The organism is Streptomyces sp. NPDC039462, from assembly GCF_055639375.1.
Window position 1 is genome coordinate 113,802 of sequence record NZ_JBVKAO010000001.1, and the last position, 26,746, is coordinate 140,547.

Consider the following 26,746-nt stretch of genomic DNA (forward strand, 5'->3'; position numbering starts at 1 on the left):
CCCGGTCAGGGGCGCGGGGAACTGCGCGACAAACCCCCACCGGCCCGCAGGCGGGCAACGACGGCCTGGGCCCGGTCAGGGGCGCGAGGAACTGCGCGAGAAACCCCCACCGCCCCGCAGGCGAACGAGGACCGCTTATCCAGGGGCGCGGGGAACTGCGCAAAAAAGCCCCCACCGGCCCGCAGACGGGCAACAGCGGCGTGTCCAAAAAGGGGGCGCGGGGAACTGCGCAAAGGCCTCACCGCCCCCCGAGCACACCCCCACCCTCCAGCGAAGCGCCAAGCACCCAACCAACATCCCTGACCAACGCATGCCGCCACCCCACCCGATCATGCCCCGCTGCCCCCCGAGACACCTTGACCTCCGCCCCGGCCCCCCGAACCAACGTCTCGGTCAGCTCACAGTGAGGCAGCATCCGCACCTCGTGCTCCCCGACGTCAAAGGCGACCCGCAGCCCGGACAGGTCGAACCGCCCCTCCGCGAGCCGCGCGGCCACCGCACCCCCCACCGGCCCGCCCAACGGATCCGCCGAGCCCACCGCATCCGGCGTCCACCAGAACGACCCCGACTGACAGGCGACGCGAGACACCAACTCCGGGAACTCCAGCGCCGCGTACACCGCGCTCAGCCCACCGAGGCTCTGCCCTGCGACCACCAGCCGCTCCAAATCAACATGCACGCCGCACTCCGCCACCAGCGGCAGCAGTTCGTCCCGGACGGCCTCCCACAGCGCGGGGTCGCACGCGAACTCGGCCTCCCGGTCCTTGGCCGGCAGGAAGACGAGGGTGACGGGAGGCATGTCACCGGCGGCGACGGCCGCGTCGAACGCGGTCATGGCCGGGTGCAGGTACAGCCAGTCGTCCCCGTCGAGCAGCAGGACCAACGGCCCGCCACCGCCCGCCGCGTGGACCCGCACGGTACGCCGCCCGCCGAGCCGCCGGCTGGCCCACCGGATCCGGGTGCTCGGCAGCGGCAGGATGTCGTCGGGGCCGACGGAGGGCCAGTGGGGCTGGGCCGGGGCGTCCGGGGTCGCGGCGATGGACCGGTCCCCGCCTGCGCCGTCCGGGTTGAACGGGTCGGCGTGCGCCTCCCCGTCCACGAGGATCTGGTAGGTCACCCGCAACCGCGCGGGCATGCGCACTTCCGCGTACCAGCAGTCCGTGTCGGCCCACCGGCGCAGGGGCACCGGCTCCGACCAGCTCTCGAAGACGACGCTCGCGGCGGAACCACGCCACAGAAAAAGCGTCCTCCAGCCACCGCTCCCGTCCCCGTCCCCGACACCATCCCCGTCCCCGTCCCCGTCGTCGTCGGCGGCCACGCACACAGGGGTGCGAGCAGCCGCCCAGAACGCCTCGGTGCCGGGTTCGCCGGCCAGTCCGAACTCGGCGAAGGCGCTGTCCGTGTCGGCCGCCAGGCGCATGAACGTCTCCTTGTGAGAGGGAAGGAAGAAAGGCTAAGCTCGCATTAATTTAGGGGAGCCTAACCTAATCCCTCGGTCCTGCCCAAGATACGTCCGTCCCGCCCAAGGAGGCACCGACACATGAGCACCAACCCCTTCGACGACCCCGATGGCCGCTTCCTGGTCCTGGTGAACGACGAGGGGCAGCACTCGCTCTGGCCGTCCTTCGCCGAGGTCCCCGGCGGGTGGACCATCGCCTTCGAGGAGAACACGCGGGACGCCTGCCTGGCGTACATCGAGACCAACTGGACCGACCTGCGCCCGCGTTCCCTCGCGGCCTCCGTGGACGGCTGACCTCCTCGGCGCCCCGCGCCCGGCGCGCCCCGCCCGCCCCGTACGCGTTCCACACCGCGGAGGGACACCGTCGATGCTCTGCACCAGACTGACGAACGCGCGCTTCCTCACCATGGATCCGGACCACCCCGTCGCCCACGACCTGGGGATCTGGCGGGGCCGGATCGCGGGCCTGGACGAGGCCGTGACCTCGCTGCCCGCGCGCGAGGTGATCGACCTGCAGGGCGCCACCGTGCTGCCCGGCTTCGTCGACGCCCATGTGCACCTGGCCTGGACCGGGCTCAAGGAGGCGACCCCGAGCATCGCGGGCCGCACGCGGATCGACGACGTGCTCGCCGTGGTGGACGCGGTGGCCGCCCGCGAGGGCGCCCCCGGCTCCTGGCTGAGCGTCGCCGGCTACGACCAGCGGCCCCTCGGCCGCCATCTGACCGCCGCCGAACTGGACCGGGTCAGCCACGGCCGCAAGGTGTTCCTGCTGCACGACTCCGGGCACGGGTGCGTCGTCAACTCCGCCGTACTGGACCTGCTCCCCGCCGATGTCCCGCACGAGAACGGCTTCCTGGCCGAGGGTGCGATGGGCGCCGCCCGCGCGCTGCGGCTGCCGTATTCCCAGCGCGAGTTGGCCGAGGCGATCGGGCGCGCCGCCCGGACCTGTCTGGCCGAGGGCGTCACCGCCTGCGCGGAGGCGGGCATCGGCGGCACCCTCTTCGGCCACAGCCCGGTTGAGCTGGGCGCCTACCAACTGGCCCGTGATGAGGGCCTGCTGCCGCTGCGCGTCCAACTCATGGTCTCCGCGGACCGGCTGAACCCGGTCGCCGCGCACCCGGCCGACGGCATCCCCAGGGCGCTCGACCTCGGCCTGCGCACCGGGTTCGGCGACGACCGGCTCTCCGTGGGCGCGCTCAAGATCTACACCGACGGCGGCATGATGGCCCGTACCGCCGCGCTCACCTGTCCGTACGAAGGCCTCGACCACGCGGGCCAGTTGCAGGACGACCCGCGGGCGCTCGCCGACACGATCGTGGACGGTCACCTGGCGGGCTGGCAGCTCGCCGTCCACGCGATCGGCGACCGCGCGGCCGACCTCGCTTTGGACGCCCTGGAGCGCGCCCAGCGCCTGCGGCCGCGCCCGGCGGCCCGGCACCGTGTCGAGCACGCCGGACTGATCCGCCCCGACCAGCTCCCGCGCTTCGCACGGCTCGGCGTCACTGCGGTCGTCCAGCCCAACTTCCTGCGCTACTTCGGCGACGACTACGCGGCGATCATGGGTGAGGAAAGGGCACCCTGGCTCTACCGCGGCCGAGGCTTCCTCGACCACGGCATCCCTCTCGTCGGCAGCTCCGACCGGCCCGTCACGGACGGCTCCCCGTTGCGCGCCGTCCAGTTCATGGTCGAGCGCGCCTCAGCGTCGGGCCAGGTGATCGGCCCGGACGAGGGCATCACGGTCGACGAGGCCCTGCACGCCTACACGGTCGCCGGCGCCCACGCCTGCCACTGGGAGGACACTTTGGGCAGCCTCACCCCGGGCAAGCGCGCCGACCTGGTCGTCCTCGGCGACGACCCCCGCCGCGTCGACCCGTCGCGCATCGGCGCCATCGAGGTGGCGGCGACGTACGTCGACGGGCGCGCGACGGGGTAGTAGGCACACAGTGACACGGCAGCAGGCGCGCCGCCCCCGGCCTCAGGAGCCCGTGAGGATCACGAGTTGCCGGGTCGCCCGCGTCATCGCGACATAGCGGTCGACCGCCCCCTCGATCCCCGCACCGAACGTGTCCGGCTCGACGAGGACGACCAGGTCGAACTCAAGGCCCTTCGACAGCTCGGGGGTCAGGCAGCTCACCCGTGGCGGGGCCTGGAACTTCTCGTGGAACGCGGGGTTGCCGATGACGCACGCCACCCCGCCCTCGTGCGCGGCGAGCCAGTCGTCGAGGACCGACTCCAGGTCCACGACCGCCCCGTGGACGACGGGGACGCCGCTGCTGCGGATGGACGTCGGCACGTTCGCGTCAGGGAGCTCGGCCCGGATGACCGGCTCGGCCTCCGCCATGACCTCTTCCGGCGTGCGGTAGTTGATGCTCAGGGAAGCCATCGTGATCCGGTCGATCCCGGCCCGTGCCAGACGCTCCTCCCACGACTCGGTGAAGCCGTGCCTCGCCTGGGCGCGGTCGCCGACGATGGTGAAGCTCCGGGACGGGCAGCGCAGCAGCAGCATCTGCCACTCCGCGTCGGTCAGTTCCTGCGCCTCGTCCACGACGACGTGCACGAACGGGCCCGCGAGCCGGTCCGGGTCCTCGGTCGGCAGGGCGCTCTCGTCGATCAGGCTGTCCTGGAGGTCCTTGCCGTGCAGCATGCGCACGGCGCCTTCGCTGTCGTCACCGGCCGAGGCGAAGTCGGCGGCCGCCAGGATCTGGTCGATGACGCCGGACATGCGCTCGCGCTCGGCGGCGACCGCGATGTCGTGCCGCCGCCTGCGCCGCGCGGCCGCCGGGTCGCCGAGCCGCTGCCGCGCCGCGTCCAGGATCGGCAGGTCGGACACGGTCCAGGCCTGGGGGGCGTCCTTGCGCTGCAGCCGCATGACGTCGTCACGGTCGAGCCAGGGCGCGCACATCCGCAGATACGCGGGGACCGTCCACAGGTCGGAGACGACATCGGCGGCTTCGAGCAGCGGCCACGCGCGGTTGAGAGTCGTGACGAGTTCCCTGTCCTGCCGCAGCGACCGCAGGAACATCTCGGGGGATACGCCGTCCTCCTCCTCGTCCATGCCCTGCTTGTCCATGAGGATCGTGGCCAGCTCCTCCCAGATCAGCTCACGCGCCTCGTTGTGCGCGGTGGCAGGACCCGGTGCCCGGAACGCCTCGGCCCAGTCCGCTTTGCTCACCCTCACCTCGGACCAGGGTGTCCTGACCGTGACGGCCTCGGTCGGCGGCTCCTCGTAGAACGCGACGGCCTTCTCGACCGCCTTCACCATGTCCGCCGACGACTTCAGGCGGGCCACCGCGGGATCGGCCTCCGGGGCCGCCGCGGCGCCCTCGGCGACGAGGTCCCGCAGCGTGCAGGTCTGCACGCCCTCCTCGCCCAGGCTGGGCAGGACGTCGGCGACGTAACCGAGGTAGGGCTCGTGCGGCCCGACGAAGAGCACGCTGCCGCGGCGGTTCTTGCCGAGGCGGGGGTCGGAGTAGAGGAGGTACGCGGAGCGGTGCAGCGCGACGACGGTCTTGCCGGTGCCGGGACCGCCGTCGACGACGAGGGCGCCGCGGGAGCTCGCGCGGATGATGGCGTCCTGGTCGGCCTGGATGGTGCCGAGCACGTCACGCATCCGGGCCGACCGGTTGCCGCCGAGGCTGGCGATGAAGGCGGACTGGTCGTCGAGGGCGGCGTGGTGTTCGAGGCCGTCGGCGGTGAACACCTCGTCCCAGTAGTCGCTGATCCGGCCGCTGGTCCAGCGGTACCTGCGGCGGCTCGCGAGACCCATCGGGTTGGCGTGGGTCGCCGCGAAGAACGGCTCGGCCGCGGGCGACCGCCAGTCGACGAGGAGCCGGTTGCCCTCGCTGTCGGTGAGGCCGAGCCGTCCGATGTAGAGGGGCTCCGCGTCGGCGTCGTCCGTGGTGACGACGTGCCCCAGGCACAGGTCGAGACCGAAGCGGCGCAGGGTGCGCAGCCGGCTGCTCAGCCGGTGGATCTCCGAGTCCCGGTCCATCGCCTCCCGGCCGATGCCGCCGGGCGCCTTGCGCAGGACGTCGAGACGGCCGGAGAGTTCGCCGATGGCCTGGTCGAGGCTCTCCGCGATGGCGGCGAAGTGTTGTTCGTCGCGGCCGATCAGCGCCGGGTCGGCCTTGGCCGAAAGGTTGGCGGGCAGGTTGAACGCACTGGTGGTCAGGGGGGTCTCCGATATCCGCAGGATCAGGCCTAGGCCCAGGATCAGGCTTAGGCGAGTGATTGTCCGGGACGACCGGGGCCTTGCCGCAAGCCCCCCAGTGCGCTATAAGTTGAGAGTGGCAAGAGGTGAGTACACCCTCTTGCCTTTCGTTGTTTTCGGACCTGTGCTCCCTCGATGCCCTGCGCTCCCCGTCGGGGATCGCCTCGTGCTCCCCGGTCGGCCGTGCCCGTCGAGGTGGAAGATCACCCCAACTGGACTCGCTAGTTAGGTAAGGCTAGCCTTATCTCGCTTGTCCCGTTGACGTGACACGGCAGTGAAACACGGCGACGAGCCGTTCTCCTACCGTGGAACACCGAGGAAGGTACAGCCTTGATCACGGCTACGCCGCGCCCAGCCCCGCCGCAGTACGAGCTCCCAGCCCCGCTGCGGCACGAGTTCCCCGAGGGGATGCCCACCGTGCGCGCCGCCCGTGAGGAGGACGCCGCCGCGCTCGTCGCCCTGTCCCGGCCCTTCGTGCGCTCCGGTGCGCTGCGGGAGCGCCCGCCCTCGCTCTACGCGGCCCATGCCGCCGACTTCCTCGTGATGGACGTGCCAGGCAGCCCTCTTGAAGGCTGCGTGGGCCTCCGCGTGCACCCGGCCGAGCCTGCGGAGGGCTGTGAGGAGGGCCGTGGGGCCGCCGGCGTCCTGTACAACTTCTGCGTGGCCGGGCACCGGCAGGGCCGCGGAGTGGGCGCGGGGCTGCTGCGCGCCGTACTGGCCGTGGCGCACGCCAAATCGCTCACCGCCCTGTTCACGGCGACGACGGGCGGTGGCGACCTCTTCCTCCGGTACGGCTTCGCCCCCGCGGACGCGCGCCTGGCGCCCCCGTCCTGGACACGCTCCCTCGACCCCCGGCGCAACGCGCGGATACTCGCGCGGCACCTCTGACACGTCGCGACACGTACGGCTCCCGTCCCGGATCACACCCCGGGACGGGAGCCTTCGTCTTCCTTCGTCCGCTTCCTTCGTCCGCTTCCTTCGTCCGCTTCCTTCGTCCGCGACGCGCTCAGACAGCGCACTCCGCGAGGTCCGCACTGCTGTCGGGAACCACGGTCGTGCCGGGGCTGGTCCTGCCCAGGACGCCCCGCAGCACCGCGTGCGGCACCCGCCCGTCGAGGACGTGCGCCTTGCGCACGCCGCCGCGGACGGCCCGCAGGCACCCCTCCATCTTCGGCAGCATCCCGCTCGCCAGCTCCGGCAGCAGCCCGTCCAGCGCATCGGCCGTCAGGCGCTCGATCACCTCGGTGCTGTGCGGCCAGTTCGCGTACAGGCCCTCCACGTCGGTGAGCATCACCAGGCGTTCGGCGTCGAGGGCCACGGCGAGGGCCGACGCCGCGAGATCGGCGTTGACGTTGTAGACCTGCCCGTCCTCGCCGCGTGCCACGGGCGAGACGACCGGTATGTGCCCCTGCTCCAGAAGCGTGCGCACCGCGCCGGTGTTCACGTCCACGATGTCGCCGACGAGACCGATGTCCACCGGCCGTCCGTCCACCCGGGCGGACCGCCGCACGGCCGTCATGGTGTGCGCGTCCTCGCCCGTCATGCCCACGGCGAAGGGCCCGTGGGCGTTGATGTGGCCGACCAGATCCCGCTGGACCCGGCCGGTCAGCACCATGCGGACCACCTCCATGGTCTCCGGCGTGGTCACCCGCATGCCCGCCGCGAACCGGGTCTCCAGGCCGAGGCGGTCGAGCATCGCGTTGATCTGCGGGCCGCCCCCGTGCACGACGACGGGGCGCAGGCCCGCGTGCCACAGGTCCACGACGTCACGCGCGAAGGTCCGCTGCAGATCCGCGTCCACCATGGCGTGACCGCCGAACTTCACGACGACCACGCTGCCGCGCAGCTCCTCGGGGACCTGCGGTTCCCCGGAGCCTTGCGGTGCCTCCGACCGGAGAAGCGAGGCGACGGCTGAATCCGCCGCGCCCGAACCCGTGCCCGAATCCGCGCCCGAACCCGCGCCCGCATCCGTGTCCGAGGCAGGACCCGCGTGCTCCCTGACGACCGTTCGCATGTCTGTCCCTACTCCGTTCACGAGCTGTACGCGCTGTTCTCGTGGACGTACGCCGCGGTGAGGTCGTTCGTCCAGATCGTCGCCGACGCCTCGCCCGAGCGCAGGTCGACGGTGACCGTCACCTGGCGCCCCGACAGGTCCACCCGGTCCCGCGGCTCGCCCGCCGCGCCGTCCCGGCACACCCATACGCCGTTGATCGCCACGTCGAGGCGGTCCGGGTCGAAGACGGCGGAGGTCGTACCGATCGCCGAAAGGACCCGGCCCCAGTTCGGGTCCTCGCCGTACAGGGCGCACTTGAGGAGGTTGTTGCGGGCCACCGACCGGCCGACCGTCACGGCATCCTGCTCGGACGCGGCGCCGACCACTCGTATCTCGATGTCCTTGGAGGCGCCCTCCGCGTCCGCGACGAGCCGGAGCGCCAGGTCGAGACAGACGCGGTGCACGGCCTCGGTGAACTCGGCCGGGTCCGGCCGCACCCCCGAGGCGCCCGACGCGAGCAGCAGCACGGTGTCGTTGGTGGACATGCAGCCGTCGGAGTCCACCCGGTCGAAGGTGGTGCGCACCGCCTCCCTGAGGGTGGAGTCGAGCACCGGGGCGGTCACGTCGGCATCAGTGGTGAGGACCACCAGCATGGTCGCGAGGCCGGGGGCCAGCATGCCCGCGCCCTTCGCCATGCCGCCCACGGTCCAGCCGGGGCCGGAGGCCACCGCTGTCTTATGGACCGAGTCGGTCGTCTTGATCGCCACGGCGGCGTGTTCACCGCCGTCCTCCGACAGCTGTGCCGCAGCGGCTTCGATGCCGGCCGTCACGCGCTCCATCGGCAGCCGAACACCGATGAGCCCGGTGGAACACACCGCGACCCGCCCGGGTTCGGAGCCCACCGCACGCGCCGTGCGCTCGGCCATCACCCGGGTGTCGTCCTCGCCCGCCGGGCCCGTACAGGCGTTGGCGCCACCGGAGTTGAGGACGACCGCGGTCAGCGTGCCGTCCGCGAGCACGCGCCGGGACCAGCGCACGGGTGCGGCCTGGACGCGGTTCGAGGTGAAGACGCCGGCCGCGGTGCTCGAAGGGCCGCGGTTCACCACCAGCGCCAGGTCCGGGGCGCCGGACTCCTTGATCCCGGCGGAGACTCCGCTCGCGAGGAATCCCCGGGCAGCGGTCACGCTCACGGAGCCACTCCGTTCATGGGCAGGCCCGTTCCTTCGGGAAGGCCGAGGGCGACGTTCATGCTCTGCACCGCGCCACCCGCGGTGCCCTTGGTCAGGTTGTCGATGGCGCTGACACAGACGACGCGACGAGCGGCCGTGTCCACCGCCACCTGCAGCTGGGCGGTGTTGGAACCGAGGACGGCGCCCGTCGACGGCCAGGCGCCGGGCGGCAGCAGGCGAACGAAAGGCTCGCCGGCGTAGGCGTTTTCGTAGGCGGCACGCACCTCGTCCTCGGCGGTGTCGGCCGGTATGCCCGGGCGCAGGCGCGCTGAGCAGGTCGCCAGGATGCCCCGGGGCATCGGTGCCAGGGTCGGAGTGAAGGACACGGTCACGCGCTCACCCGCGACGTGGGACAGGTTCTGCGTCAGCTCCGGGGTGTGCCGGTGGCCGCCGCCGACTCCGTAGGGCGTCATCGAGCCCATCACCTCGGAACCGACCAGGTGGGGCTTGGCCACCCGGCCCGCCCCCGACGTGCCGCTGGCGGCGACGACGACGGCTTCCGGCTCCACCAGCCGTGCCAGGAAGGCCGGGAAGAGCGCCAGGGTCACCGCCGTCGGATAGCAGCCCGGCACGGCGACGCGGTCGGCCCCCTTCAACGCCTCCCGTGCTCCCGGTAGTTCGGGAAGCCCATAGGGCCAGGTCCCGGCGTGCGGGGAGCCGTAGAACCGCTCCCAGTCGTCCGGGTCCCGCAGCCGGAAATCCGCCCCGCAGTCCACGACGAGCGTGCTCGCCTCCAACTGGCGAGCCAGTGCGGCGGACTGGCCGTGCGGCAGCGCGAGGAACACCACGTCGTGGCCGCGCAGGGACGCGGCCGACGTCTCCTCCAGGATCCGGTCCGCGACGGCGGACAGGTGCGGTTGTACGTCCCCGAGTCGCCGCCCCGCGCTGCTGTGCGCGGTCACCGCGCCGATCTCGACCTCCGGATGCGACAACAGCAGGCGGAGGATCTCCCCGCCGGCATAGCCACTGGCTCCGGCCACCGCGGCCCGTACTGTCATGGTCTCCGTCTCTCGTGGTGTCCGTCTGTCCGTGCGCCCTTGCGTGTCTCGGCGTGCCTCAGGCGTGGTTCGGCTCCCTGTGCAGGAGCAGGCCGCGCAGCAGGCCGTCCGTCGTGCAGACCATGCCGGTGCGTGCCGCCCAGCGAAGCGCCAACGTGTGTTCCTCGGCGGAGAGGTCGGCCACCGCGTCGGCGACAACGAACGGCTGTATGTCGTTCATGAAGGCGTCCGCCGCGGTCAGCAGGACACCCAGGTGTGCGTACACCCCGCAGATGATCAGCTGGTCGCGGCCCTTCGACCGCAGCAGCCTGCCGAGGTGGCTGCGCAGGAAGGCGTTGTGGCGCACGTTCGACAACAGGTGCTCGCCCGGGCGGGGCGTGAGCGGCGCGACGATGGCGGCGGCGCCCGGCTCGTCCCCGATGCCAGGCCCCCACATGTCGGCGACCAATCCTCGCTGCCCGGGGCCCTGCTCGGCCGGCTCCGCGCTGAAGACCACGGGTATGCCCAGGGTCGCCGCGAGTTCCCTGAGTGTGGCGATGTTGTCGACGAGCTCCACCACCGGGGAACGCCCCGTGGGGAACGCGCCCACGAAGTGGTTCTGCATGTCGTGGACCAACAGCGCGGCACGCACCGGATCGATCCTCCAGGAGACATGCGACCGGGGGAGGGCGGTGCGGTCCGGCATCGGGTAGGAGCCGATGGCGGGTAGGCCCATGGGTGATTTCCCTCCCCTGAAGACGCGCGCACCGCTGGGTCCGAACTGCGAATTGACCTTAGCTTAGCCTAACCTAAATAGCCTCATGGCTGGTTGGGTCGGCCGGTCAGCCGTGCGCTGGTGTGAGACACATCCTGACGCCGGAGCGGGCTAGTTCGCTGAGCCTGTGGATAACCATTGGCGTGCTCCTGGCCGGGGTTATCCACAGGGCCAACAGGAATCCCGCGATCCGCGGGAGAGTCGGCGCATGACGAATCACAGCGAAGCAGCCGACTCGCTCGACGAGCCGGTGGTCACCCTGCGCACCCCGGCCGAACTGGCGGACGCCTTGCCGTACTTGCTCGGATTCAAGCCCGAGGAAAGCGTCGTGCTCATCGCCCTGCACGGCGAGCGGGGGCGGTTCGGCGGTCGTGTGCGCCTCGGCGTTCCCGAGCGCGCGGGGGACTGGCCCTGCGTCGCGGAGCAGCTGGCGCAGTGCCTGGTGAGCGGATGCGAGAGGAGGGGAGAGCGCCCCGACGGGATCGTCGCCTTCCTCTGTCAGGAGCCCGTCGGGGCGGAGACCGGACAGCAGGTCGTGGCGCGCCTGCGGCCGCTGGCCCAGGTGCTGCGCACCGCGTGCGGCCGCCTCGACGTCCCGGTGCTCGAAGTCGTGTGCATCTCGGCAGGCCGCTTCTGGACGTACTGCTGCCCGGACACCCGCTGCTGCCCGCCGGAGGGCACCCCTCTGCTCAGGCCGGGCACCTCGGTCCTGGCCGCCGCCGCGACCTACATGGGCGTCCGGGCGAGCGCCACACAGAGCGAGATCAGGGGACGGCTGACCCCTTGGAACACCGCCGCGGCGACGGACCAGGAGCGAGCGCTCGACGCGGCAGCACGCGAACTCGTTCCCAGAATGCTGAGCGAGGAGGGCCTCGAATACGACGGAGGCGATCAGGACGTCCACGGAGTCGCCGCCGAGACACTCGACCTGGCCCGCCGGATCATGGCACGGCTGATGGCCGGTCCCGCGCTGCCCCATCCCCTCGACGCGGACAACAGGGACGACGAGCTGATCGCGCACGACGAAGCGGCTGCCCTGATCCTCGGCCTCCAGGACAGGGAGACCCGCGACCGCGCGGCGGAATGGATGGAGGGCGCCGACGGGCCGCCCGCACTGCGCCTCTGGAGGGCCCTGGCCAGGCGCTGTGTCGGTGCGTATGCAGAGCACGCGGCCGCACCGCTGTCCCTCGCCGGCTGGGTCGCCTGGTCCCTCGGAGACCTCGCGGAAGGCCAGGAGGCCCTCGACATGGCGCTGCGCGCCGACGCCGACTACACCTTCGCCGTGCTCCTCAACCGCGCCTGCAACGAAGACTTGGACCCCGAGTCGATCCGCCGCTGCCTGCGCAGGAGGCGCGACGAACGCGGCGGCGAGGCGGCGCCGGGCGCCCCGGCCCCCGAGACAGCGGAAGACGCTTCTCCCCGGCGCCGCCGCCGACGGCCGCACCGCCCGGCGGCGGGCGACGGACCCCGGGCTTCCGGCGGCCCTCGGACAGTCGGCGGTCCGCGCACCCCCGGCGGCCAGGGCCAAGGCTCGCGCAATCGCCGCCACACCACCAGGCGCGGTGCGAGGGACGACCAGTGAGCGCACGGTTCCGGTGCTGGGCCAGATGGTCGGCTTCCTGGCAGGGGGCGTTACTTGGGGCCGGGTCGGCCCGTTCACCTGAGTGGCGGTACCCGCAGGCGGGTCGCGCCGCCGCACCGCCCCCGACCTCCCGTAGCGCAGACAACGCAGAAGAAGCTGCCCATGTCTCTTCCCGCTCCGTCTTCCGTCTTCGACAGAGAGGGGCGGCGGCGAGCCCCGTCGGCCCCCGCCCCCTTCTCCGGCGGACCGGCACCGGCTCTGCCGCCGGCCCCGGTGCCGCGCGGCCCCGGCGAGCTCCCGCCCGCGCACGCCGTGCTGACCTGCGTCGCCCTGCCCGCCTTCGCGATCTCGACCGACCAGGGACAACTGACCGGCCGAGGACTGGAGGGTTTCTACCGCGCGGGGCGCCGCACCCTGTCCCGGTGCCAGGTGCGCGTGGCGGGACGCGAGCCGGTCGCCGTGCAGGCCCGCATGCTGTCCGCGGACAGCGCCCGCTTCGTCGCGACGCTGCGCCTATCGACGGACAGCGGCCCGGACCCCGAGATCGTCGTCGAGCGGATCCGCCACGCCGACGGCACGGAGCGCATCACACTGCACAGCGCGTCCGGGCGCCCCCTGCGGCTGCCCCTCGAAGTCTCACTCGGCACGGACCTCGCCGAGGTCGGCGCGGTTGCCTCGGGCAGAGCCGGCCCCGAACTGCCCGCCACCGTGCACGACTCCGGCATGCGCTGGTCCTCCGCCACGGCCCACTGCCTCGTCACGGCCGACCCCGCGCCCGCGGACGCCCTGGCCTCCGCGGGCCTGCTGCGCTGGGAGATGCACCTGCCGCCGGGCGCCTCCCGCAGTGTGGAACTGCGGGTGCGGCCCGACGGCGCCGGGCCGGTCCGGGCCGCGGCCCACGGCGCGTCGCGCTCGGGACCCGGGGCGCGGGCCGTCGGGGACGACCCGCGGGTCCAACCGCTCCTCGCCCGGTCCGTCGAGGATCTGCAGGCGCTGCTGCTGCGCGACCCCCGGCATCCGACCGACCTGTATCCGGCCGCGGGGGCGCCGTGGCGCTGCGGACTCGCGCCGGCCGAGGCACTGGCCGCCGCCCGCATGGCGCTGCCGCTGGGCACCCGCATCGCCACCGGGACGCTGCGCACTCTCGCCCGCAGCCAGCTCACGGAATCGGGCCCCCGCTCCGGCATGATCCCCGGCCCGTTGCGGGACGCCGGACCCCACCTGCCACCCGGCTGCACAGGCACCGAGGCGACCCTGCTCTTCCCTGCGCTCCTCGCGGAGGCATGGCGCTGGGGGCTCCCCGAGCCCGAGGTCGAGGAGCTGCTGCCCGCCGCGGAGCGGTGCCTGCGGTGGCTGCGCACCTCGGTCGGCGACGGCACGTTCCTGTCCGACGCCCGCCCGGGTGGGCTCGCGCGCGGCGAGATCCAGGCCCACGCCCACCGCGCCGCGCTCCTCGGCGCCGACCTGCTCGACGCGCACGGCCGCGCGGACCCCACCGGACTGCGGCAGTGGGCCGCACGGCTGCGGTCCGCGTTTCAGGACGAGTTCTGGGTGGAGGACCGGGCCGGTGGCAGACCTGCCGCCGCCCGCCTCGCCGACGGACGGCCCGTGCCCCACCTCACCGGCGGAGCCGCCCACCTGCTGGACACCGGCCTGCTCGGATCCGGCACCCACGCCCCCGGACTGCTCGACAAGGTCAGGACCGAACAACTCGCCCGGCTCCTCGGCGGCCCCGCCATGGACTCCGGTTGGGGGCTGCGCAGTCTCGGCGCGAAGGAAGCCGCGTACAACCCGTTCGGACACCGGGGAGGAGCGGTCCGCGTGCACGAGACGGCGATCGCCGTCTCGGGACTGGCCACGGCGGGATACGAGAAGGAGGCCGACTCGCTGCTGCGCGGCCTGCTCCGCGCGGCCGAGTCCTTCGACCACCGGCTCCCCGAGATGTACGCGGGGGAGCAGCGCACCGAAGGCGGGGCTCCGCTGCCGCACCCAGCTGCCTGCCGCCCGGCCGCCACCGCCGCGGCCGCAGGGGTGCACGTCCTCGCGGCACTCGCGGGGATCCGGCCCGACGCGCCCGCCCGCACGGTGAAGCTGACCCCGGTCCGCAGCGCCCCGCTGGGCGAGCTGGGGCTGAGCGCGCTGAGCGTCGCGGGTGCCCCGTTCTCCGTGCGGGTCACCAGGCTCGGCCTCGCCATGGTCGAGGAGGCGGCCGACGGGCTGCAGTTGGGGGTGTGACCCCGCCGAACCACGCGGCGGCGCGCGGAGGAACGGCCGGGCGGGCCCGGTGCCCCGAACCGTGAAGCAATGGACGAAGGAGGTGTTTATCGTCAGGCAGACGACTATGATCGCGGCATGTCGCCCTACGACCCGTCGGCCTTTCCGCCCTTCGCAGTCACCGTCGACCTGGTCGTGCTGACCGTGCGCCGGCACGCGCTCTGCGCGCTGGCCGTGCGGCGTGGTGAGCAGCCGTTCCAGGGACGTTGGGCGCTCCCCGGAGGTTTCGTACGAGCCGATGAGGACCTGTCGGCGGCGGCCGCGCGCGAGCTGATCGAGGAAACGGGCCTGTGCGCCCACGACCCCGACGCACCCGCCCAGGCCAACGGAGCGCATCTCGAACAGCTCGCCACCTACGGCGACCCCAAGCGCGACCCGCGCATGCGCGTGGTCAGCGTGGCCCACCTCGCCCTCGCGCCCGACCTGCCCGCGCCCCGGGCCGGCGGCGACGCCCACAGCGCCCGCTGGGCCCCGGTCGAGGCCCTGCTCCAGCAGGGGGGCTATGGCCGCGAGGACGAACAGGCCGCGCCGCTCGCCTTCGACCACGCCCAGATCCTCGCGGACGGCGTGGAGCGCGCCCGCTCCAAGATCGAGTACTCCTCGCTGGCCACCGCGTTCTGCCCGCCGGAGTTCACCGTCGGCGAGTTGCGGCGGGTGTACGAGGCGGTCTGGGGCGTCGTCCTCGACCCGCGCAACTTCCACCGCAAGGTCACCGGCACGCCGGGCTTCCTCGTGCCCACCGGCGGGACCACCACCCGGCAGGGCGGCCGCCCCGCCCAGCTCTTCCGCGCCGGCGGCGCGACGCTTCTCAACCCGCCGATGCTGCGCCCCGAGGTCTGACAGCGGTCAGGCAGGGACACAACTGGCCCAAGCCCTGACCGAAAAGCCGTAAATGTCGCGTTATCTTGCTGCAGTACCCACGGGGTTCGTCCGTCCCCGATCCGGCGGACGGGCCCCGGCCGCCGAGCGGTCGCACATCCTGCGAGAGAAGCGATGATCCAGGCCATCGGACTGACCAGCAATCCCCGCCAGGAGCTCCCGCCCGCCGTGGACGACGTGTCCTTCGAGGCGCGCACCGGCCGCGTGACGGCGCTGCTCGACGCCGACACCGCCGACGCGACCACGGTGCTGCGGCTGATGCTCGAACTCCAACAAGGCCGTGGAATCACCTACTTCAGAGGCCGCCCACTGCACCGCATCGCCCGGCCCTCGCGCGAGGTGGGCGTCCTCCTCGGCGAGGTCCCCGGTCACCCCGCGCGCTCGGTCCGCGGCCATCTGCGCATGCTCTGCGCGGCCGTGGGCGTGCCCGCCGGGCGCGCCGACGACGTCCTGGAGGTCGTCGGACTCGTCAGCCTCAGGGAGGAGCGCCTCGGCACCCTCTCACGCGGCATGGACCGCCGTCTGGGGCTCGCGTGTGCGCTGCTCGCCGACCCGCACGCGCTCGTCCTGGACGGGCCGGGTGACGGTCTCTCGGCCCGCGAGAGCGCGTGGCTGCACGGAATCCTGCGGGCCCACGCCGACCGCGGCGGCACGGTCCTGTTCACCACCAACGATTCCAAGGAGGCCGCCCGGACCGCCGACCGCGTCGTCACTCTGGAGTCGGGACGGCTGGTCGCCGACCAGGAGGCCGCGGACTTCGCCCGGACCAGGCTCCGCCCCCGCGTCGCCGTCCGGAGCCCGCACGCCGCCCGCCTCGGCGCCCTGCTCGCCAAAGAGGCACGCGCCGGTCGACGCTCGATCGAGGTGGTCACGGAGGACGGCAACAGGCTCTCCGTGTACGGAAGCAACTGCGCCGACGTGGGGGAGACCGCGTACCGGCACGGCATCCTCGTCCACCAACTCGCCGACGAAATCGGCGACACGAGCCCGCAGCCGCCATCGGAGCCGCAGCAGCCGCAGCAGCCGGAGCCCGCGGAGCCACCCCGCACCGCCATCACGGTCGCTGCCTCCACCGAACCCGACACCCCACTCGACACTCCACTCGGCACCGCGCGCGACACCGCACCCGGCGCCGACCCCGACCCCGGGCTCCCCGCCAGGGCCCCGCAAGAAGCCCTATCGCTCACGCTCCCGCTCCCAGTCGAAGGCGACGACACCGTCCCGCTCTCCGAGGTCGCGCACGTCGCGCAGGCCCCGCACGCCCCGCGAGGCGCGCTGTCCCCCCTGCCGCCCCCCATCACCGTCCGCCCCAGCCGAAGCCCCCTCAACCCCCTCCGCTACGAAGTGCGTCGTCTGCTGGGCGTCGGCGCGGGCTACTTCACCCTGGCCGCCGTCCTCGCCGGCTCCGCCCTGCTCTGCGTCCTCCTGGCGCGGACCGGACACACGCCACAGCCGCGCCTCCTCGCGGCCTGGCCGCACGAACTCCCCCTGCCGCCCGCGGCCCTTGGCGCCGGGCTGCTGGGAGCCCTCGCCTTCGGCGACGAGTTCCGCCATCCCGCGCTCGCCGCGGACCGGGGCACCGTCCCGCGCCGCCTCGGGCTGCTCGGCGCCAAACTGCTCGTCGCGGCCGCCACCGCACTGCTCCTGAGCATCGTCGCGGTGGCCTCCGACGCCGCGCTGCTCCACCTTGTATACGGAGACGAGCTCACAAAGGTTCCCGCCGACTGGCTTTCCTTGGGCGCGAGTTGGGTGGCGCTGGTGACGGGCTGCGCCTGGGCCGGGGTGCTGGCCGCGGGTGTCTTCCGGTCCACGGCGGCCGGCCTCGCCGCAGTGCTCGCGGTGCCGATCGTCGTCGTACCCCTCGTACAGAAAGCCGTCGAGGGGCCGTCTGTGCGATCCGCGGCCGGACTTCCCGCGCGGCTCAGGGACCTCGCTCTGGTGCAGTGGCCGTTCGGTGCCGAGCGGTATCTGGCGGCGGGAGTGCGCATGATCGCTCAACCCGTGGGCGGCGCGCTGATGTTGTCGCTGACCGCTCTGCTCTGCACGTATCTGCTCACGGCGACGCGTGCCAGGGTCCGCTGAGGGCCGTCCGTGGCCTTCCGGTGAGGCGTTGTGCACAACTCCCCGGAGGGCGTCCGTTTCTTTCCGATAAGGCGTCAATTGCGGCGGGGTAAGCGATCACCCTTTCGTGTGCTTTTCACCAAAGACCTCAAGGGAGTTGGAGGCAACGCCGACAACTGATCCGTGAGTACCCTTGCGCACACCATGATGACCACCGCCCGCTCCGCCGACTCCGGCCTCGCAGGACCGGGCGACCTCGACCGATACCCGTACGCGGAGCCCGCCGGTGGCGACCGCGTCGTCGCCCCCGTGTGGGACGGCCCCGACCAGGATCTGGGGCGCATGGGCCGGCGCGCCGCCGGAAGTCGCGGCCGCGGGCTGCACGGCCAACTCGTCCAGCAGCTGGGCCAGATGATCGTCTCCGGCGACCTCGGAGCCGACCGCCCCCTCGTTCCCGAGGAGATCGGCCAGCGCTTCGAGGTCTCCCGGACCGTCGTCCGCGAGTCCCTCCGCGTGCTCGAGGCCAAGGGCCTCGTCAGCGCCCGGCCCAACGTCGGCACGCGCGTGCGCCCCGTCAGCGACTGGAACCTGCTCGATCCCGACATCATCGAGTGGCGGGCCTTCGGCCCGCAGCGCGACGACCAGCGGCGCGAGCTCGGCGAGCTGCGCTGGATGATCGAGCCCCTCGCCGCCCGCCTCGCCGCGGGCCACGGCCGCGAGGAGGTGCAGCAGCGCCTCTCCGACATGGTCGAGATCATGGGGCACGCGCTGGGCCAGGGCGACGTGATCACCTTCTCCCGCGCCGACGCGGAGTTTCACTCGCTGCTCATCCAGGTCGCGGGCAACCGCATGCTGGAGCATCTGTCCGGCATCGTCTCGGCCGCCCTCCAGGTCTCGGGCGGGCCGATCACCGGCTGCGACCGTCCCAGCGAGGCCTCCCTCGTGCACCACTCCCGCGTCGTCGAGGGCCTCGCGGCGGGCGACGGAGCCGGGGCCGAGGCCGCCATGCGGCAGCTGCTCGTCGTCCACCCCGAGGTGGAGCGCGTCGTGCCCGCCCCGCGCGAGCACTGACCGCGCGGCCACCCCGGCGCCGCTGTCGTGCGCGTGCCCCGCGGCGGCGCTGAGCCGTCGCGTACGCCACTCCGCGACCGTCGACCACTCCCGCCCCGCTGTCCCGTGTCGCCGGACCTCCGCGGGCTCCTCAGGAGCCCCACGGAGTCCGGCGACACGATTGTGGGGGTTTCTTCGCCGGGCATCCGGGGATCATTCGTGCATGCGTATAGGTGGCTTCTGACCGTGTCTGGATGCTTTTGTGCGCTTACGTGGTGTGACTCGGGCCACGTAGATTGGGCGTAACGCTCCAAGGAACAGCGCGATGACCTAAGAGGTGATAGCCGAGGAGGGAATACAGACGTCGTCCGCGACGCTGTGCAGCTCCCCGGCCCCCGCCCGCGCCGTCGGCACAATCCCCAGCCGCCGGTCGTCGGCTCCGGTCCACAATGGACGGGGCCGGAAGCCGTTTTCCAACGTTCCGAGAGGTTGTTCGTGTCGGCCAGCACATCCCGTACGCTCCCGCCGGAGATCGCCGAATCCGTCTCTGTCATGGCGCTCATCGAGCGGGGAAAGGCTGATGGGCAGATCGCCGGCGATGACGTGCGTCGTGCCTTCGAAGCTGACCAGATCCCGGCCACCCAGTGGAAGAACGTTCTGCGCAGCCTCAACCAGATCCTCGAGGAAGAGGGTGTGACGCTGATGGTCAGTGCCGCGGAGCCCAAGCGCCCCCGCAAGAGCGTCGCAGCGAAGAGCCCGGCCAAGCGCACCGCGACCAGGACGGTCGCCGCCAAGGCCGCCACGGCGAAGCCCACCGCCACCGCCGCCACTGAGACACCGACCGCGGACGGTGCCTCCGAGGACGCGCCCGCGAAGAAGGTCGCAGCCAAGAAGACGACGGCAAAGAAGGCCGTCGCCAAGAAGACCACCGCCAAGAAGACGGCGGCCAAGAAGACCACCTCCAAGAAGGACGCCGACGAGCTCCTGGACGAAGAGGTCACCGAGGAGGCACCCGCCGCCGGCAAGCCCGGCGAGGGCGAGCCCGCCGAGGAGGGCGCCCAGGGCTTCGTCCTGTCCGACGAGGACGAGGACGACGCGCCGGCCCAGCAGGTCGCCGCGGCCGGCGCCACCGCCGACCCGGTCAAGGACTACCTGAAGCAGATCGGCAAGGTCCCGCTGCTCAACGCCGAGCAGGAGGTCGAGCTCGCCAAGCGCATCGAGGCCGGCCTGTTCGCCGAGGACAAGCTGGCCAACGCCGACAAGCTCGCCCCGAAGCTCAAGCGCGAGCTGGAGATCATCGCCGAGGACGGCCGCCGCGCCAAGAACCACCTCCTGGAGGCCAACCTCCGCCTGGTGGTCTCCCTGGCCAAGCGCTACACCGGCCGCGGCATGCTCTTCCTGGACCTCATCCAGGAGGGCAACCTCGGTCTGATCCGCGCGGTCGAGAAGTTCGACTACACCAAGGGCTACAAGTTCTCCACGTACGCCACCTGGTGGATCCGTCAGGCGATCACCCGCGCCATGGCCGACCAGGCCCGCACCATCCGTATCCCGGTGCACATGGTCGAGGTCATCAACAAGCTGGCCCGTGTCCAGCGCCAGATGCTCCAGGACCTGGGCCGTGAGCCCACTCCGGAGGAGCTGGCCAAGGAACTCGACATGACCCCGGAGAAGGTCATCGAGGTCCAGAAGTACGGCCGTGAGCCGATCTCCCTCCACACCCCTCTGGGTGAGGACGGCGACAGCGAGTTCGGTGACCTCATCGAGGACTCCGAAGCGGTCGTGCCGGCCGACGCGGTCAGCTTCACGCTCCTCCAGGAGCAGCTGCACTCCGTCCTGGACACCCTCTCCGAGCGTGAGGCGGGCGTGGTCTCCATGCGCTTCGGCCTCACGGACGGCCAGCCCAAGACCCTCGACGAGATCGGCAAGGTCTACGGAGTGACGCGTGAGCGCATCCGTCAGATCGAGTCGAAGACGATGTCGAAGCTGCGTCACCCGTCGCGTTCGCAGGTCCTGCGCGACTACCTCGACTAGGCACGTCGGCCGCCCCGGCGGCTGACGAAGCACTCCACGAAAGGCCCGGAGCCCGCCACACGCGGCTCCGGGCCTTTCGCGCGCATGCGCGGGGTGCGGGTGCGGGGCGGGTGATACTGCATGACTCTGGGGTACTAACTGGCAACCCAGAGTGAGGAGATCGCATGCGTCGTCCCTTCGCCCGAGCGTGGACCGGGGCGCTGGTCGCGGCGGCCACAGCCGCCGCCCTGCCGCTGGCCGCACCGGCGCCCGCGGCGGCCGACAGCGTGATCGTCGGGGGCAGCCCGGTGGAGGTGTCCGAGAGTCCGTGGGTGGTGGCGATCGCCAGTCGTGACCGGTTCGGCGGTGACCGCTCCGGGCAGTTCTGCGGTGGCGTGGTCACCGGGCGCTCGACCGTCCTGACGGCGGCCCACTGCATGAGCAAGGAGGTCCTGGGGGTGCCGCTGGGCCAGGTGCCGGACCTGAGGGTCATCGTCGGCCGCGGAGACCTGCGGTCGACGGAGGGCCAGGAGGTCCGCGTGAGCAAGGTCTGGGTCAACCCGGAGTATGACAGCTACACGAACTCCGGCGACGTGGCGGCGCTGACCCTGGCCGAGCCGCTCTCCGAGACGCACACGATCCGCATGGCGGGCCGGGGCGATGCCGCGTACGAGGCGGGGACGGGCGCCACCGTGTACGGCTGGGGCGACACCACGGGCAGCGGCGACTACGCCCGTACGCTGCACGCGGCGCGTGTGGAGGTCCTGGCCGACGCGGAGTGTGAGAAGGCGTATCCGGGCAGTGCCGACGGGCGCTTCGTGGCCCGCGGCATGCTCTGTGCCGGTGAGGCGGGCGGTGGGCGGGACGCCTGCCAAGGGGACAGCGGCGGGCCGCTGGTCGCGCGAGGGCGGCTCATCGGGCTCGTGTCCTGGGGGAGCGGCTGTGGGCGCCCCGGCAGGCCGGGCGTCTATACGCGGATCTCCGAGGTCGTCGACGCGGTGAACGCCCGCGGCTGAGGCTCAGGCGGCCCCAGGGCTGGAGATCGGGCCAGGAGGGGGCTCAGGAGGCCCGGGAAGGGGCCTGGGAGGCCCTGAGACGAGAGCGGGCGGCCGCTCCTGCTTGTCGAGCAGGAGCGGCCGCCCGTTCACCGGCCTGGTGTGCCGGAGCTGGCTCGTCGTGGATGCGAAGTGTCAGCGTTCCTCTTCGGTGCTGCTGTCGGGAACGGCGGTCAGTCGCTCCGTCTCATCCTGTATCTCAGCGGCGATCTTCTTGAGTTCCGGCTCGAACTTGCGTCCGTGGTGGGCGCAGAAGAGCAGTTCACCGCCGCTCAACAGGACGACGCGCAGGTATGCCTGGGCGCCGCAGCGGTCGCAGCGATCAGCGGCCGTCAGGGGGCTCGCGGGGGTCAGAACAGTAGTCACGTCGCCTCTTCTCTAGCTCGACGAGCTGTCGTACCAGGGTCAACATCCAACCAGGCCGAAAACGTTCCCGCTCGTGGCTTTTCCTCGAATGTTTCTTTCCGAGGAGGTTGTCCGTTGCCGGTTGGCGGCGAATGTGCCGTATTGCGTCTCTTACGTGTCTTACGGTTTCGCGCTGTCTGTCAGGGTCAGATCCTCCCCGGCTGGCTTGCCGGTTGTTCATGAGGACGTGCCCGGAGCCTAAATGGTTCATGCCTCGAAGGGAACGTGACGTGCGCTTCACTCCATCGAGGGATCGAACATGTATGCGAGTCTGGACTAGTCTGAGTTGAGACGAGGGTGGCGTTACAACGGCTCTACCAGGCCTCGGTACCCTCGGACCGGCAACCGAAGCCGCGTCCTTACCCCAAAGGACTCCCCTTGAAATTCAGCGAGGAGCGAACCGCGTGACCGCCGAGACGTCCGTGCCGTCCACAGCATTGCTGACAGGAGCAGACCGGGACGGTTCCAACTACACCGCGCGGCACCTGCTCGTCCTGGAGGGGCTCGAGGCGGTCCGCAAGCGTCCGGGCATGTACATCGGGTCGACGGACAGCCGCGGCTTGATGCACTGCCTCTGGGAGATCATCGACAACTCCGTCGACGAGGCCCTGGGCGGGTACTGCGACCACATCGAGGTCATCCTCCACGACGACGCCTCCGTAGAGGTCCGGGACAACGGCCGGGGCATCCCGGTCGACGTCGAGCCCAAGACCGGCCTCTCCGGAGTCGAGGTCGTCATGACCAAGCTGCACGCGGGCGGAAAGTTCGGCGGCGGTTCGTACGCCGCGTCGGGCGGTCTGCACGGCGTGGGCGCCTCCGTGGTGAACGCGCTCTCCGCGCGGCTGGACGTCGAGGTCGACCGCGCCGGGCACACCCACGCCATCAGCTTCCGGCGCGGCGTCCCCGGCGCTTTCGCCAAGACCGGGCCCGACGCGCCCTTCGACCCCTCCGCCAAGCTGACCAAGGTCAAGAAGATCCCCAAGGCCCGCAGCGGCACCCGTGTGCGCTACTGGGCGGACCGGCAGATCTTCCTCAAGGACGCCAAGCTCTCCCTGGAGAACCTGCACCAGCGGGCGCGGCAGACCGCGTTCCTGGTGCCGGGCCTGACCATCATCGTGCGGGACGAGTTCGGTCTCGGCGAGGGCGGCACGAAGGGCGAGGAATCCTTCCGCTTCGACGGCGGCATCAGCGAGTTCTGCGAGTACCTGGCGCAGGACAAGGCGGTCTGCGACGTCCTGCGGTTCTCCGGGCAGGGCAGCTTCAAGGAGACCGTCCCCGTTCTGGACGACCACGGCCAGATGACGCCGACCGAGGTCACCCGTGAGCTCGGCGTGGACGTGGCGATGCGCTGGGGCACCGGTTACGACACGACTATCAAGTCGTTCGTCAACATCATCGCCACTCCGAAGGGCGGCACCCATGTCAGCGGTTTCGAGCGTTCGCTGACCAAGACGATGAACGAGGCGATGCGCGCCCAGAAGGTGCTCCGCGTCGCCGAGGACGACATCGTCAAGGACGACGCCCTGGAGGGCCTCACGGCGGTCGTCACGGTGCGTCTGGCGGAGCCGCAGTTCGAGGGGCAGACGAAGGAGGTGCTCGGCACCTCCGCGGCCAACCGCATCGTCGCCAATGTGATCGCCAAGGAGCTGAAGGCGTTCCTGACGTCGACCAAGCGGGACGCGAAGGCGCAGGCCCGCGCGGTCATGGACAAGGCGGTCGCGGCCGCGAGGACGCGTATCGCGGCGCGCCAGCACAAGGACGCCCAGCGGCGCAAGACCGCCCTGGAGTCCTCGTCGCTGCCCGCGAAGCTGGCGGACTGCCGCAGCGACGACGTGGAGCGCAGCGAGCTGTTCATCGTGGAGGGCGACTCCGCGCTCGGCACCGCGAAGCTCGCGCGGAACTCTGAATTCCAGGCGCTGCTGCCGATCCGGGGCAAGATCCTGAACGTGCAGAAGGCGTCCGTGACGGACATGCTGAAGAACGCCGAGTGCGGTGCGATCATCCAGGTGATAGGAGCCGGGTCGGGCCGGACCTTCGACATCGACGCGGCGCGCTACGGAAAGATCATCCTGCTCGTGGACGCCGACGTCGACGGCGCGCACATCCGGATCCTGCTGCTGACGCTGTTCCAGCGGTACATGCGGCCGATGGTGGAGGCGGGGCGGGTGTTCGCCGCGGTGCCGCCGCTGCACCGCATCGAGCTGAGCCAGCCGAAGAAGGGCCAGGACAAGTACATCTACACGTACTCGGACCGGGAGCTGCGGGAGACGCTCCTGGAGCTGCAGCGCAAGAACGTGCGGTACAAGGACTCCATCCAGCGGTACAAGGGCCTGGGTGAGATGGACGCCGACCAGCTGGCCGAGACGACGATGGACCCGCGGTTCCGCACCCTGCGCCGGATCAACATCTCGGACCTGGACTCGGCCGAGCAGGTCTTCGACCTCCTGATGGGCAACGACGTCGCGCCCCGCAAGGAATTCATCACCAGCTCCGCCGCGACGCTCGACCGCTCCCGCATCGACGCGTAGCCCGGCTCCTGCCGGGAGCTGGGCGGCTTCACCTGATGGGGTGAAGAGCGCTGGGAGGAGAGTCACGGATCTTCCCGTTCTGCCCATCCTTGGGCACGTGGCCGAACAGGGCCGCGGGCTAAGGAGAGTTCGGTGGAGAAGCACGACGGGCCCGATGTGGTGCCGGGCCGGGCCGATGCCGGCCGGGGCCGGTCCGGAGACCTGAGGGATCCCTGGTACGACGCGCTCGCGTCCGGCTGGGGGGAACCGGACGGCACGGGGGCGCCGGCCTCCGTGGTGTCGCCCCGGACCGTGGCCTCCCAGCGGAGCGCGAGCCCGGCCGACATCTACCTGGAAGTGCAGCGCAGCGACGCCTTCCAGGAGGTGCGCGGCAGGTACCGGCGGTTCGTCGTCCCGGCCTGCGCCGTCTTCTTCACCTGGTACGTCGCGTACGTCGTGACCGCGACGTCGGCGCCGGCCCTGATGGCACGCCCCGTCGCCGGAGCCGTGAACGTGGCGATGCTGGCGGGGCTCGGACAGTTCCTCACCACGTTCCTGCTGACCTGGGCGTACGCGCGACACGCGAGGCTGCGGCGGGACCGGGCGGCGCTCGACCTGCGCTGGGCCGTCTTCGAGCAGAAGAGGCAGCAGGAGCAGCGGCGGGAGCAGGGGGCCGGCCGATGACGGGGGATCACCAGGGCCTGGCCCTGCTGCTGTTCGGGGTGTTCGTGGCCGTCACCCTCGCGATCACCACCTGGGCGAGCCGCAACCGCCACGGCACCGCGGAGGAGTTCTACGCGGGCGGGCGGCTCTTCTCCCCCATGGAGAACGGTTTCGCCATCGCCGGTGACTACATGTCGGCCGCCTCCTTCCTCGGCATCTCCGGCCTGATCGCCCTCTTCGGATACGACGGGCTGCTCTACTCGGTGGGCTTCCTCGTCGCCTGGCTGGTCGTGCTGTTCCTCGTGGCCGAACTGGTGCGCAACTGCGGCCGGTTCACGCTCGGGGACGTCGTCGCCGCACGGATGAGGGAGCGTCCGGTGCGGATCGCGTCGGGAACTTCCTCGGTGACCGTGTCCGTTCTCTACCTGGTGGCGCAGATGGTGGGGGCGGGCTCACTGGTGGCGCTGCTGCTCGGCGGGACGAGCGGTGCGGCGCAGACCTGGACGGTGGTCGGCGTCGGCGCGCTCATGGTGTTCTACGTGTCGTTCGGAGGGATGAGGGCCACCACCTGGATCCAGATCGTCAAGGCGGTCCTGCTGATGGGCGGGGCGATCGCGCTGACCGTGCTCGTCCTGGTGCGCTTCCACGGGGACTTCGACCAGCTGCTGCGGACCGCGGCGGACCGGAGCGGCCACGGCGACCGGTTCCTCGCCCCCGGTCTGCGGTACGGCGGCGACTGGACCGCGCGCCTCGACTTCATCAGTCTCGGTCTCGCGCTCGTGCTCGGCACCGCCGGTCTGCCGCACATCCTGTCCCGCTTCTACACCGTGCCGACCGCGCGCGCCGCCCGCCGCTCGGTCGTCTGGTCCATCGGTCTCATCGGCAGCTTCTACCTGATGACGATCGTGCTCGGCTTCGGCGCGGCGGCCTTGGTGGGCCCGGACGCGGTGCGCGGGTCGAACGCCGCGGGGAACACGGCGGTTCCGCTCCTCGCGCTCGACCTGGGAGGCGGCGCCTACACCACAGGCGGAACGGTTCTGTTCGCGGTCGTCGCCGCCATCGCCTTCGCCACGATCCTCGCCGTGGTCGCCGGCATCACCCTCGCCTCCTCGGCGTCCGTGGCCCACGACCTGTACGCCTCCTTGCGGCGGCGGAACGCGAAGCCGCGCAGCGAGGTGGCGGTCGCCCGGCTCGCCGCGGCCGGGATCGGCGTGGTCGCGATCGGCCTCGGCCTGCTGGCCCGCGACCTCAACGTCGCGTTCCTGGTGGGCCTCGCCTTCGCGGTCGCCGCCTCCGCCAACCTGCCCGTGCTGCTCTACTCGCTGTTCTGGCGGAACTTCACCACGCGGGGTGCGGTCTGGTCGGTGTACGGGGGACTGCTGCCCGCTCTCGCGCTGGTGATTCTGTCGCCCGTCGTCTCCGGAGAGCCCGGTTCGCTGTTCCCCGGGGTGGACTTCCAGTACTTCCCCCTGGAGAACCCCGGCCTCGTCTCCATCCCGCTGGGCTTCCTCGCGGGGTGGCTCGGCACGGTGACCTCGCGCGAGGAGGCGGACGAGGCCAAGCACGCGGAGACGGAGGTGCGGTCGCTCACGGGCGCGGGCGCGGCGTAACGGT

General features: G+C 71.8%; 20 protein-coding genes. 13 read left to right on the forward strand and 7 right to left on the reverse strand.

From position 1 onward, the window contains the following. Positions 1-238: 238 nt before the first annotated feature. Positions 239-1,420 carry an alpha/beta hydrolase-fold protein gene (locus tag ACZ7LU_RS00415; protein WP_471915200.1) on the reverse strand — a complete coding sequence of 394 codons (1,182 nt, stop codon included), beginning with the start codon at positions 1,418-1,420 and terminating at the stop codon, positions 239-241. A gap of 120 nt (positions 1,421-1,540) precedes the next feature. Here ACZ7LU_RS00415 and ACZ7LU_RS00420 point away from each other — a divergent pair, with 120 nt between their 5' ends. Together ACZ7LU_RS00420 and ACZ7LU_RS00425 are read left to right on the forward strand one after the other, a co-directional pair. Beyond that, positions 1,541-1,753: an MbtH family protein gene (locus ACZ7LU_RS00420; RefSeq protein WP_468085096.1), complete on the forward strand. Its 213-nt coding sequence runs from the start codon at positions 1,541-1,543 to the stop codon at positions 1,751-1,753. Between the two features lie 73 nt (positions 1,754-1,826). After that, complete coding sequence (locus tag ACZ7LU_RS00425) at positions 1,827-3,392, forward strand: amidohydrolase (protein WP_471915201.1); 1,566 nt, start codon at positions 1,827-1,829, stop codon at positions 3,390-3,392. Between the two features lie 42 nt (positions 3,393-3,434). Here ACZ7LU_RS00425 and helR read toward each other — a convergent pair whose 3' ends face one another. After that, on the reverse strand, positions 3,435-5,645 hold the full coding sequence (gene helR, locus ACZ7LU_RS00430) for an RNA polymerase recycling motor ATPase HelR (RefSeq protein ID WP_471916445.1): 2,211 nt from the start codon (positions 5,643-5,645) through the stop codon (positions 3,435-3,437). A 354-nt stretch (positions 5,646-5,999) separates the two neighbouring features. Here helR and ACZ7LU_RS00435 point away from each other — a divergent pair, with 354 nt between their 5' ends. Beyond that, a complete protein-coding gene (locus ACZ7LU_RS00435; RefSeq protein WP_471915202.1) occupies positions 6,000-6,557 on the forward strand; it encodes a GNAT family N-acetyltransferase in 558 nt (185 codons plus the stop codon). A gap of 118 nt (positions 6,558-6,675) precedes the next feature. Here ACZ7LU_RS00435 and argB read toward each other — a convergent pair whose 3' ends face one another. The 4 genes from argB to ACZ7LU_RS00455 are packed head-to-tail and all read right to left on the reverse strand — an operon-like array spanning position 6,676 to position 10,604. After that, positions 6,676-7,683, reverse strand: a complete 1,008-nt coding sequence (argB, locus tag ACZ7LU_RS00440; RefSeq protein WP_471915203.1) for an acetylglutamate kinase — start codon at positions 7,681-7,683, stop codon at positions 6,676-6,678. A 17-nt stretch (positions 7,684-7,700) separates the two neighbouring features. Next, positions 7,701-8,852 (reverse strand): bifunctional glutamate N-acetyltransferase/amino-acid acetyltransferase ArgJ, encoded by a 1,152-nt coding sequence (gene argJ, locus ACZ7LU_RS00445; RefSeq protein WP_471915204.1) that lies wholly within the window; start codon positions 8,850-8,852, stop codon positions 7,701-7,703. Beyond that, entirely contained in the window at positions 8,849-9,889 is a 1,041-nt protein-coding gene (gene argC / locus ACZ7LU_RS00450; protein WP_471915205.1) for an N-acetyl-gamma-glutamyl-phosphate reductase, read from the reverse strand. The genes argJ and argC overlap by 4 nt, the downstream gene beginning before the upstream one ends. A 58-nt stretch (positions 9,890-9,947) precedes the next feature. After that, positions 9,948-10,604, reverse strand: a complete 657-nt coding sequence (locus tag ACZ7LU_RS00455) for an isochorismatase family protein (RefSeq protein ID WP_471915206.1) — start codon at positions 10,602-10,604, stop codon at positions 9,948-9,950. A gap of 247 nt (positions 10,605-10,851) precedes the next feature. Here ACZ7LU_RS00455 and ACZ7LU_RS00460 point away from each other — a divergent pair, with 247 nt between their 5' ends. From ACZ7LU_RS00460 to ACZ7LU_RS00490, 7 genes are all read left to right on the forward strand, one after another. Then, positions 10,852-12,225: a DUF4192 domain-containing protein gene (locus ACZ7LU_RS00460; protein ID WP_471915207.1), complete on the forward strand. Its 1,374-nt coding sequence runs from the start codon at positions 10,852-10,854 to the stop codon at positions 12,223-12,225. Between the two features lie 162 nt (positions 12,226-12,387). Beyond that, the gene (locus ACZ7LU_RS00465; protein ID WP_471915208.1) at positions 12,388-14,460 is read left to right on the forward strand and encodes a glycogen debranching N-terminal domain-containing protein; all 2,073 of its coding nucleotides are present in this window, start codon (positions 12,388-12,390) and stop codon (positions 14,458-14,460) included. Between the two features lie 117 nt (positions 14,461-14,577). Then, positions 14,578-15,339, forward strand: a complete 762-nt coding sequence (locus ACZ7LU_RS00470) for an NUDIX hydrolase (RefSeq protein WP_362992694.1) — start codon at positions 14,578-14,580, stop codon at positions 15,337-15,339. A 153-nt stretch (positions 15,340-15,492) separates the two neighbouring features. Continuing rightward, a complete protein-coding gene (locus ACZ7LU_RS00475) occupies positions 15,493-17,460 on the forward strand; it encodes an ATP-binding cassette domain-containing protein (protein WP_471915209.1) in 1,968 nt (655 codons plus the stop codon). Positions 17,461-17,622: 162 nt separating this feature from the next. Further along, positions 17,623-18,510, forward strand: a complete 888-nt coding sequence (locus tag ACZ7LU_RS00480; protein WP_398305134.1) for a FadR/GntR family transcriptional regulator — start codon at positions 17,623-17,625, stop codon at positions 18,508-18,510. Between the two features lie 468 nt (positions 18,511-18,978). After that, positions 18,979-20,523, forward strand: a complete 1,545-nt coding sequence (locus ACZ7LU_RS00485) for an RNA polymerase sigma factor (RefSeq protein ID WP_468085107.1) — start codon at positions 18,979-18,981, stop codon at positions 20,521-20,523. Between the two features lie 164 nt (positions 20,524-20,687). Further along, the gene (locus ACZ7LU_RS00490) at positions 20,688-21,518 is read left to right on the forward strand and encodes a S1 family serine peptidase (RefSeq protein WP_471915210.1); all 831 of its coding nucleotides are present in this window, start codon (positions 20,688-20,690) and stop codon (positions 21,516-21,518) included. A gap of 174 nt (positions 21,519-21,692) precedes the next feature. Here the strand turns inward: ACZ7LU_RS00490 and ACZ7LU_RS00495 are convergent, their stop codons facing one another. Next, the gene (locus ACZ7LU_RS00495) at positions 21,693-21,923 is read right to left on the reverse strand and encodes a DUF7455 domain-containing protein (RefSeq protein ID WP_362992703.1); all 231 of its coding nucleotides are present in this window, start codon (positions 21,921-21,923) and stop codon (positions 21,693-21,695) included. A gap of 443 nt (positions 21,924-22,366) precedes the next feature. On the opposite strand from ACZ7LU_RS00495, the gene ACZ7LU_RS00500 reads away from it, so the two are divergent. The 3 genes from ACZ7LU_RS00500 to ACZ7LU_RS00510 all read left to right on the forward strand — a co-directional run bounded on the left by ACZ7LU_RS00500 (position 22,367) and on the right by ACZ7LU_RS00510 (position 26,742). Further along, positions 22,367-24,490, forward strand: coding sequence for a type IIA DNA topoisomerase subunit B (locus ACZ7LU_RS00500; RefSeq protein ID WP_398305143.1), 2,124 nt, complete (start codon positions 22,367-22,369; stop codon positions 24,488-24,490). A gap of 132 nt (positions 24,491-24,622) precedes the next feature. After that, positions 24,623-25,153, forward strand: a complete 531-nt coding sequence (locus tag ACZ7LU_RS00505; protein ID WP_471915211.1) for a DUF485 domain-containing protein — start codon at positions 24,623-24,625, stop codon at positions 25,151-25,153. Beyond that, on the forward strand, positions 25,150-26,742 hold the full coding sequence (locus ACZ7LU_RS00510; RefSeq protein ID WP_471915212.1) for a solute symporter family protein: 1,593 nt from the start codon (positions 25,150-25,152) through the stop codon (positions 26,740-26,742). Before ACZ7LU_RS00505 ends, ACZ7LU_RS00510 begins: the two co-directional genes overlap by 4 nt. Positions 26,743-26,746 lie beyond the last annotated feature (4 nt).

Bases quoted from the DNA above. Each gene is read 5' to 3' on its own strand.
- ACZ7LU_RS00415 (WP_471915200.1), bottom strand. From the start codon at position 1,420: ATGCGCCTGGCGGCCGACACGGACAGCGCCTTCGCCGAGTTCGGACTG.
- ACZ7LU_RS00420 (WP_468085096.1), top strand. From the start codon at position 1,541: ATGAGCACCAACCCCTTCGACGACCCCGATGGCCGCTTCCTGGTCCTG.
- ACZ7LU_RS00425 (WP_471915201.1), top strand. From the start codon at position 1,827: ATGCTCTGCACCAGACTGACGAACGCGCGCTTCCTCACCATGGATCCG.
- argB (WP_471915203.1), bottom strand. From the start codon at position 7,683: ATGCGAACGGTCGTCAGGGAGCACGCGGGTCCTGCCTCGGACACGGAT.
- argC (WP_471915205.1), bottom strand. From the start codon at position 9,889: ATGACAGTACGGGCCGCGGTGGCCGGAGCCAGTGGCTATGCCGGCGGG.
- ACZ7LU_RS00455 (WP_471915206.1), bottom strand. From the start codon at position 10,604: ATGGGCCTACCCGCCATCGGCTCCTACCCGATGCCGGACCGCACCGCC.
- ACZ7LU_RS00460 (WP_471915207.1), top strand. From the start codon at position 10,852: ATGACGAATCACAGCGAAGCAGCCGACTCGCTCGACGAGCCGGTGGTC.
- ACZ7LU_RS00465 (WP_471915208.1), top strand. From the start codon at position 12,388: ATGTCTCTTCCCGCTCCGTCTTCCGTCTTCGACAGAGAGGGGCGGCGG.
- ACZ7LU_RS00470 (WP_362992694.1), top strand. From the start codon at position 14,578: ATGTCGCCCTACGACCCGTCGGCCTTTCCGCCCTTCGCAGTCACCGTC.
- ACZ7LU_RS00475 (WP_471915209.1), top strand. From the start codon at position 15,493: ATGATCCAGGCCATCGGACTGACCAGCAATCCCCGCCAGGAGCTCCCG.
- ACZ7LU_RS00490 (WP_471915210.1), top strand. From the start codon at position 20,688: ATGCGTCGTCCCTTCGCCCGAGCGTGGACCGGGGCGCTGGTCGCGGCG.
- ACZ7LU_RS00510 (WP_471915212.1), top strand. From the start codon at position 25,150: ATGACGGGGGATCACCAGGGCCTGGCCCTGCTGCTGTTCGGGGTGTTC.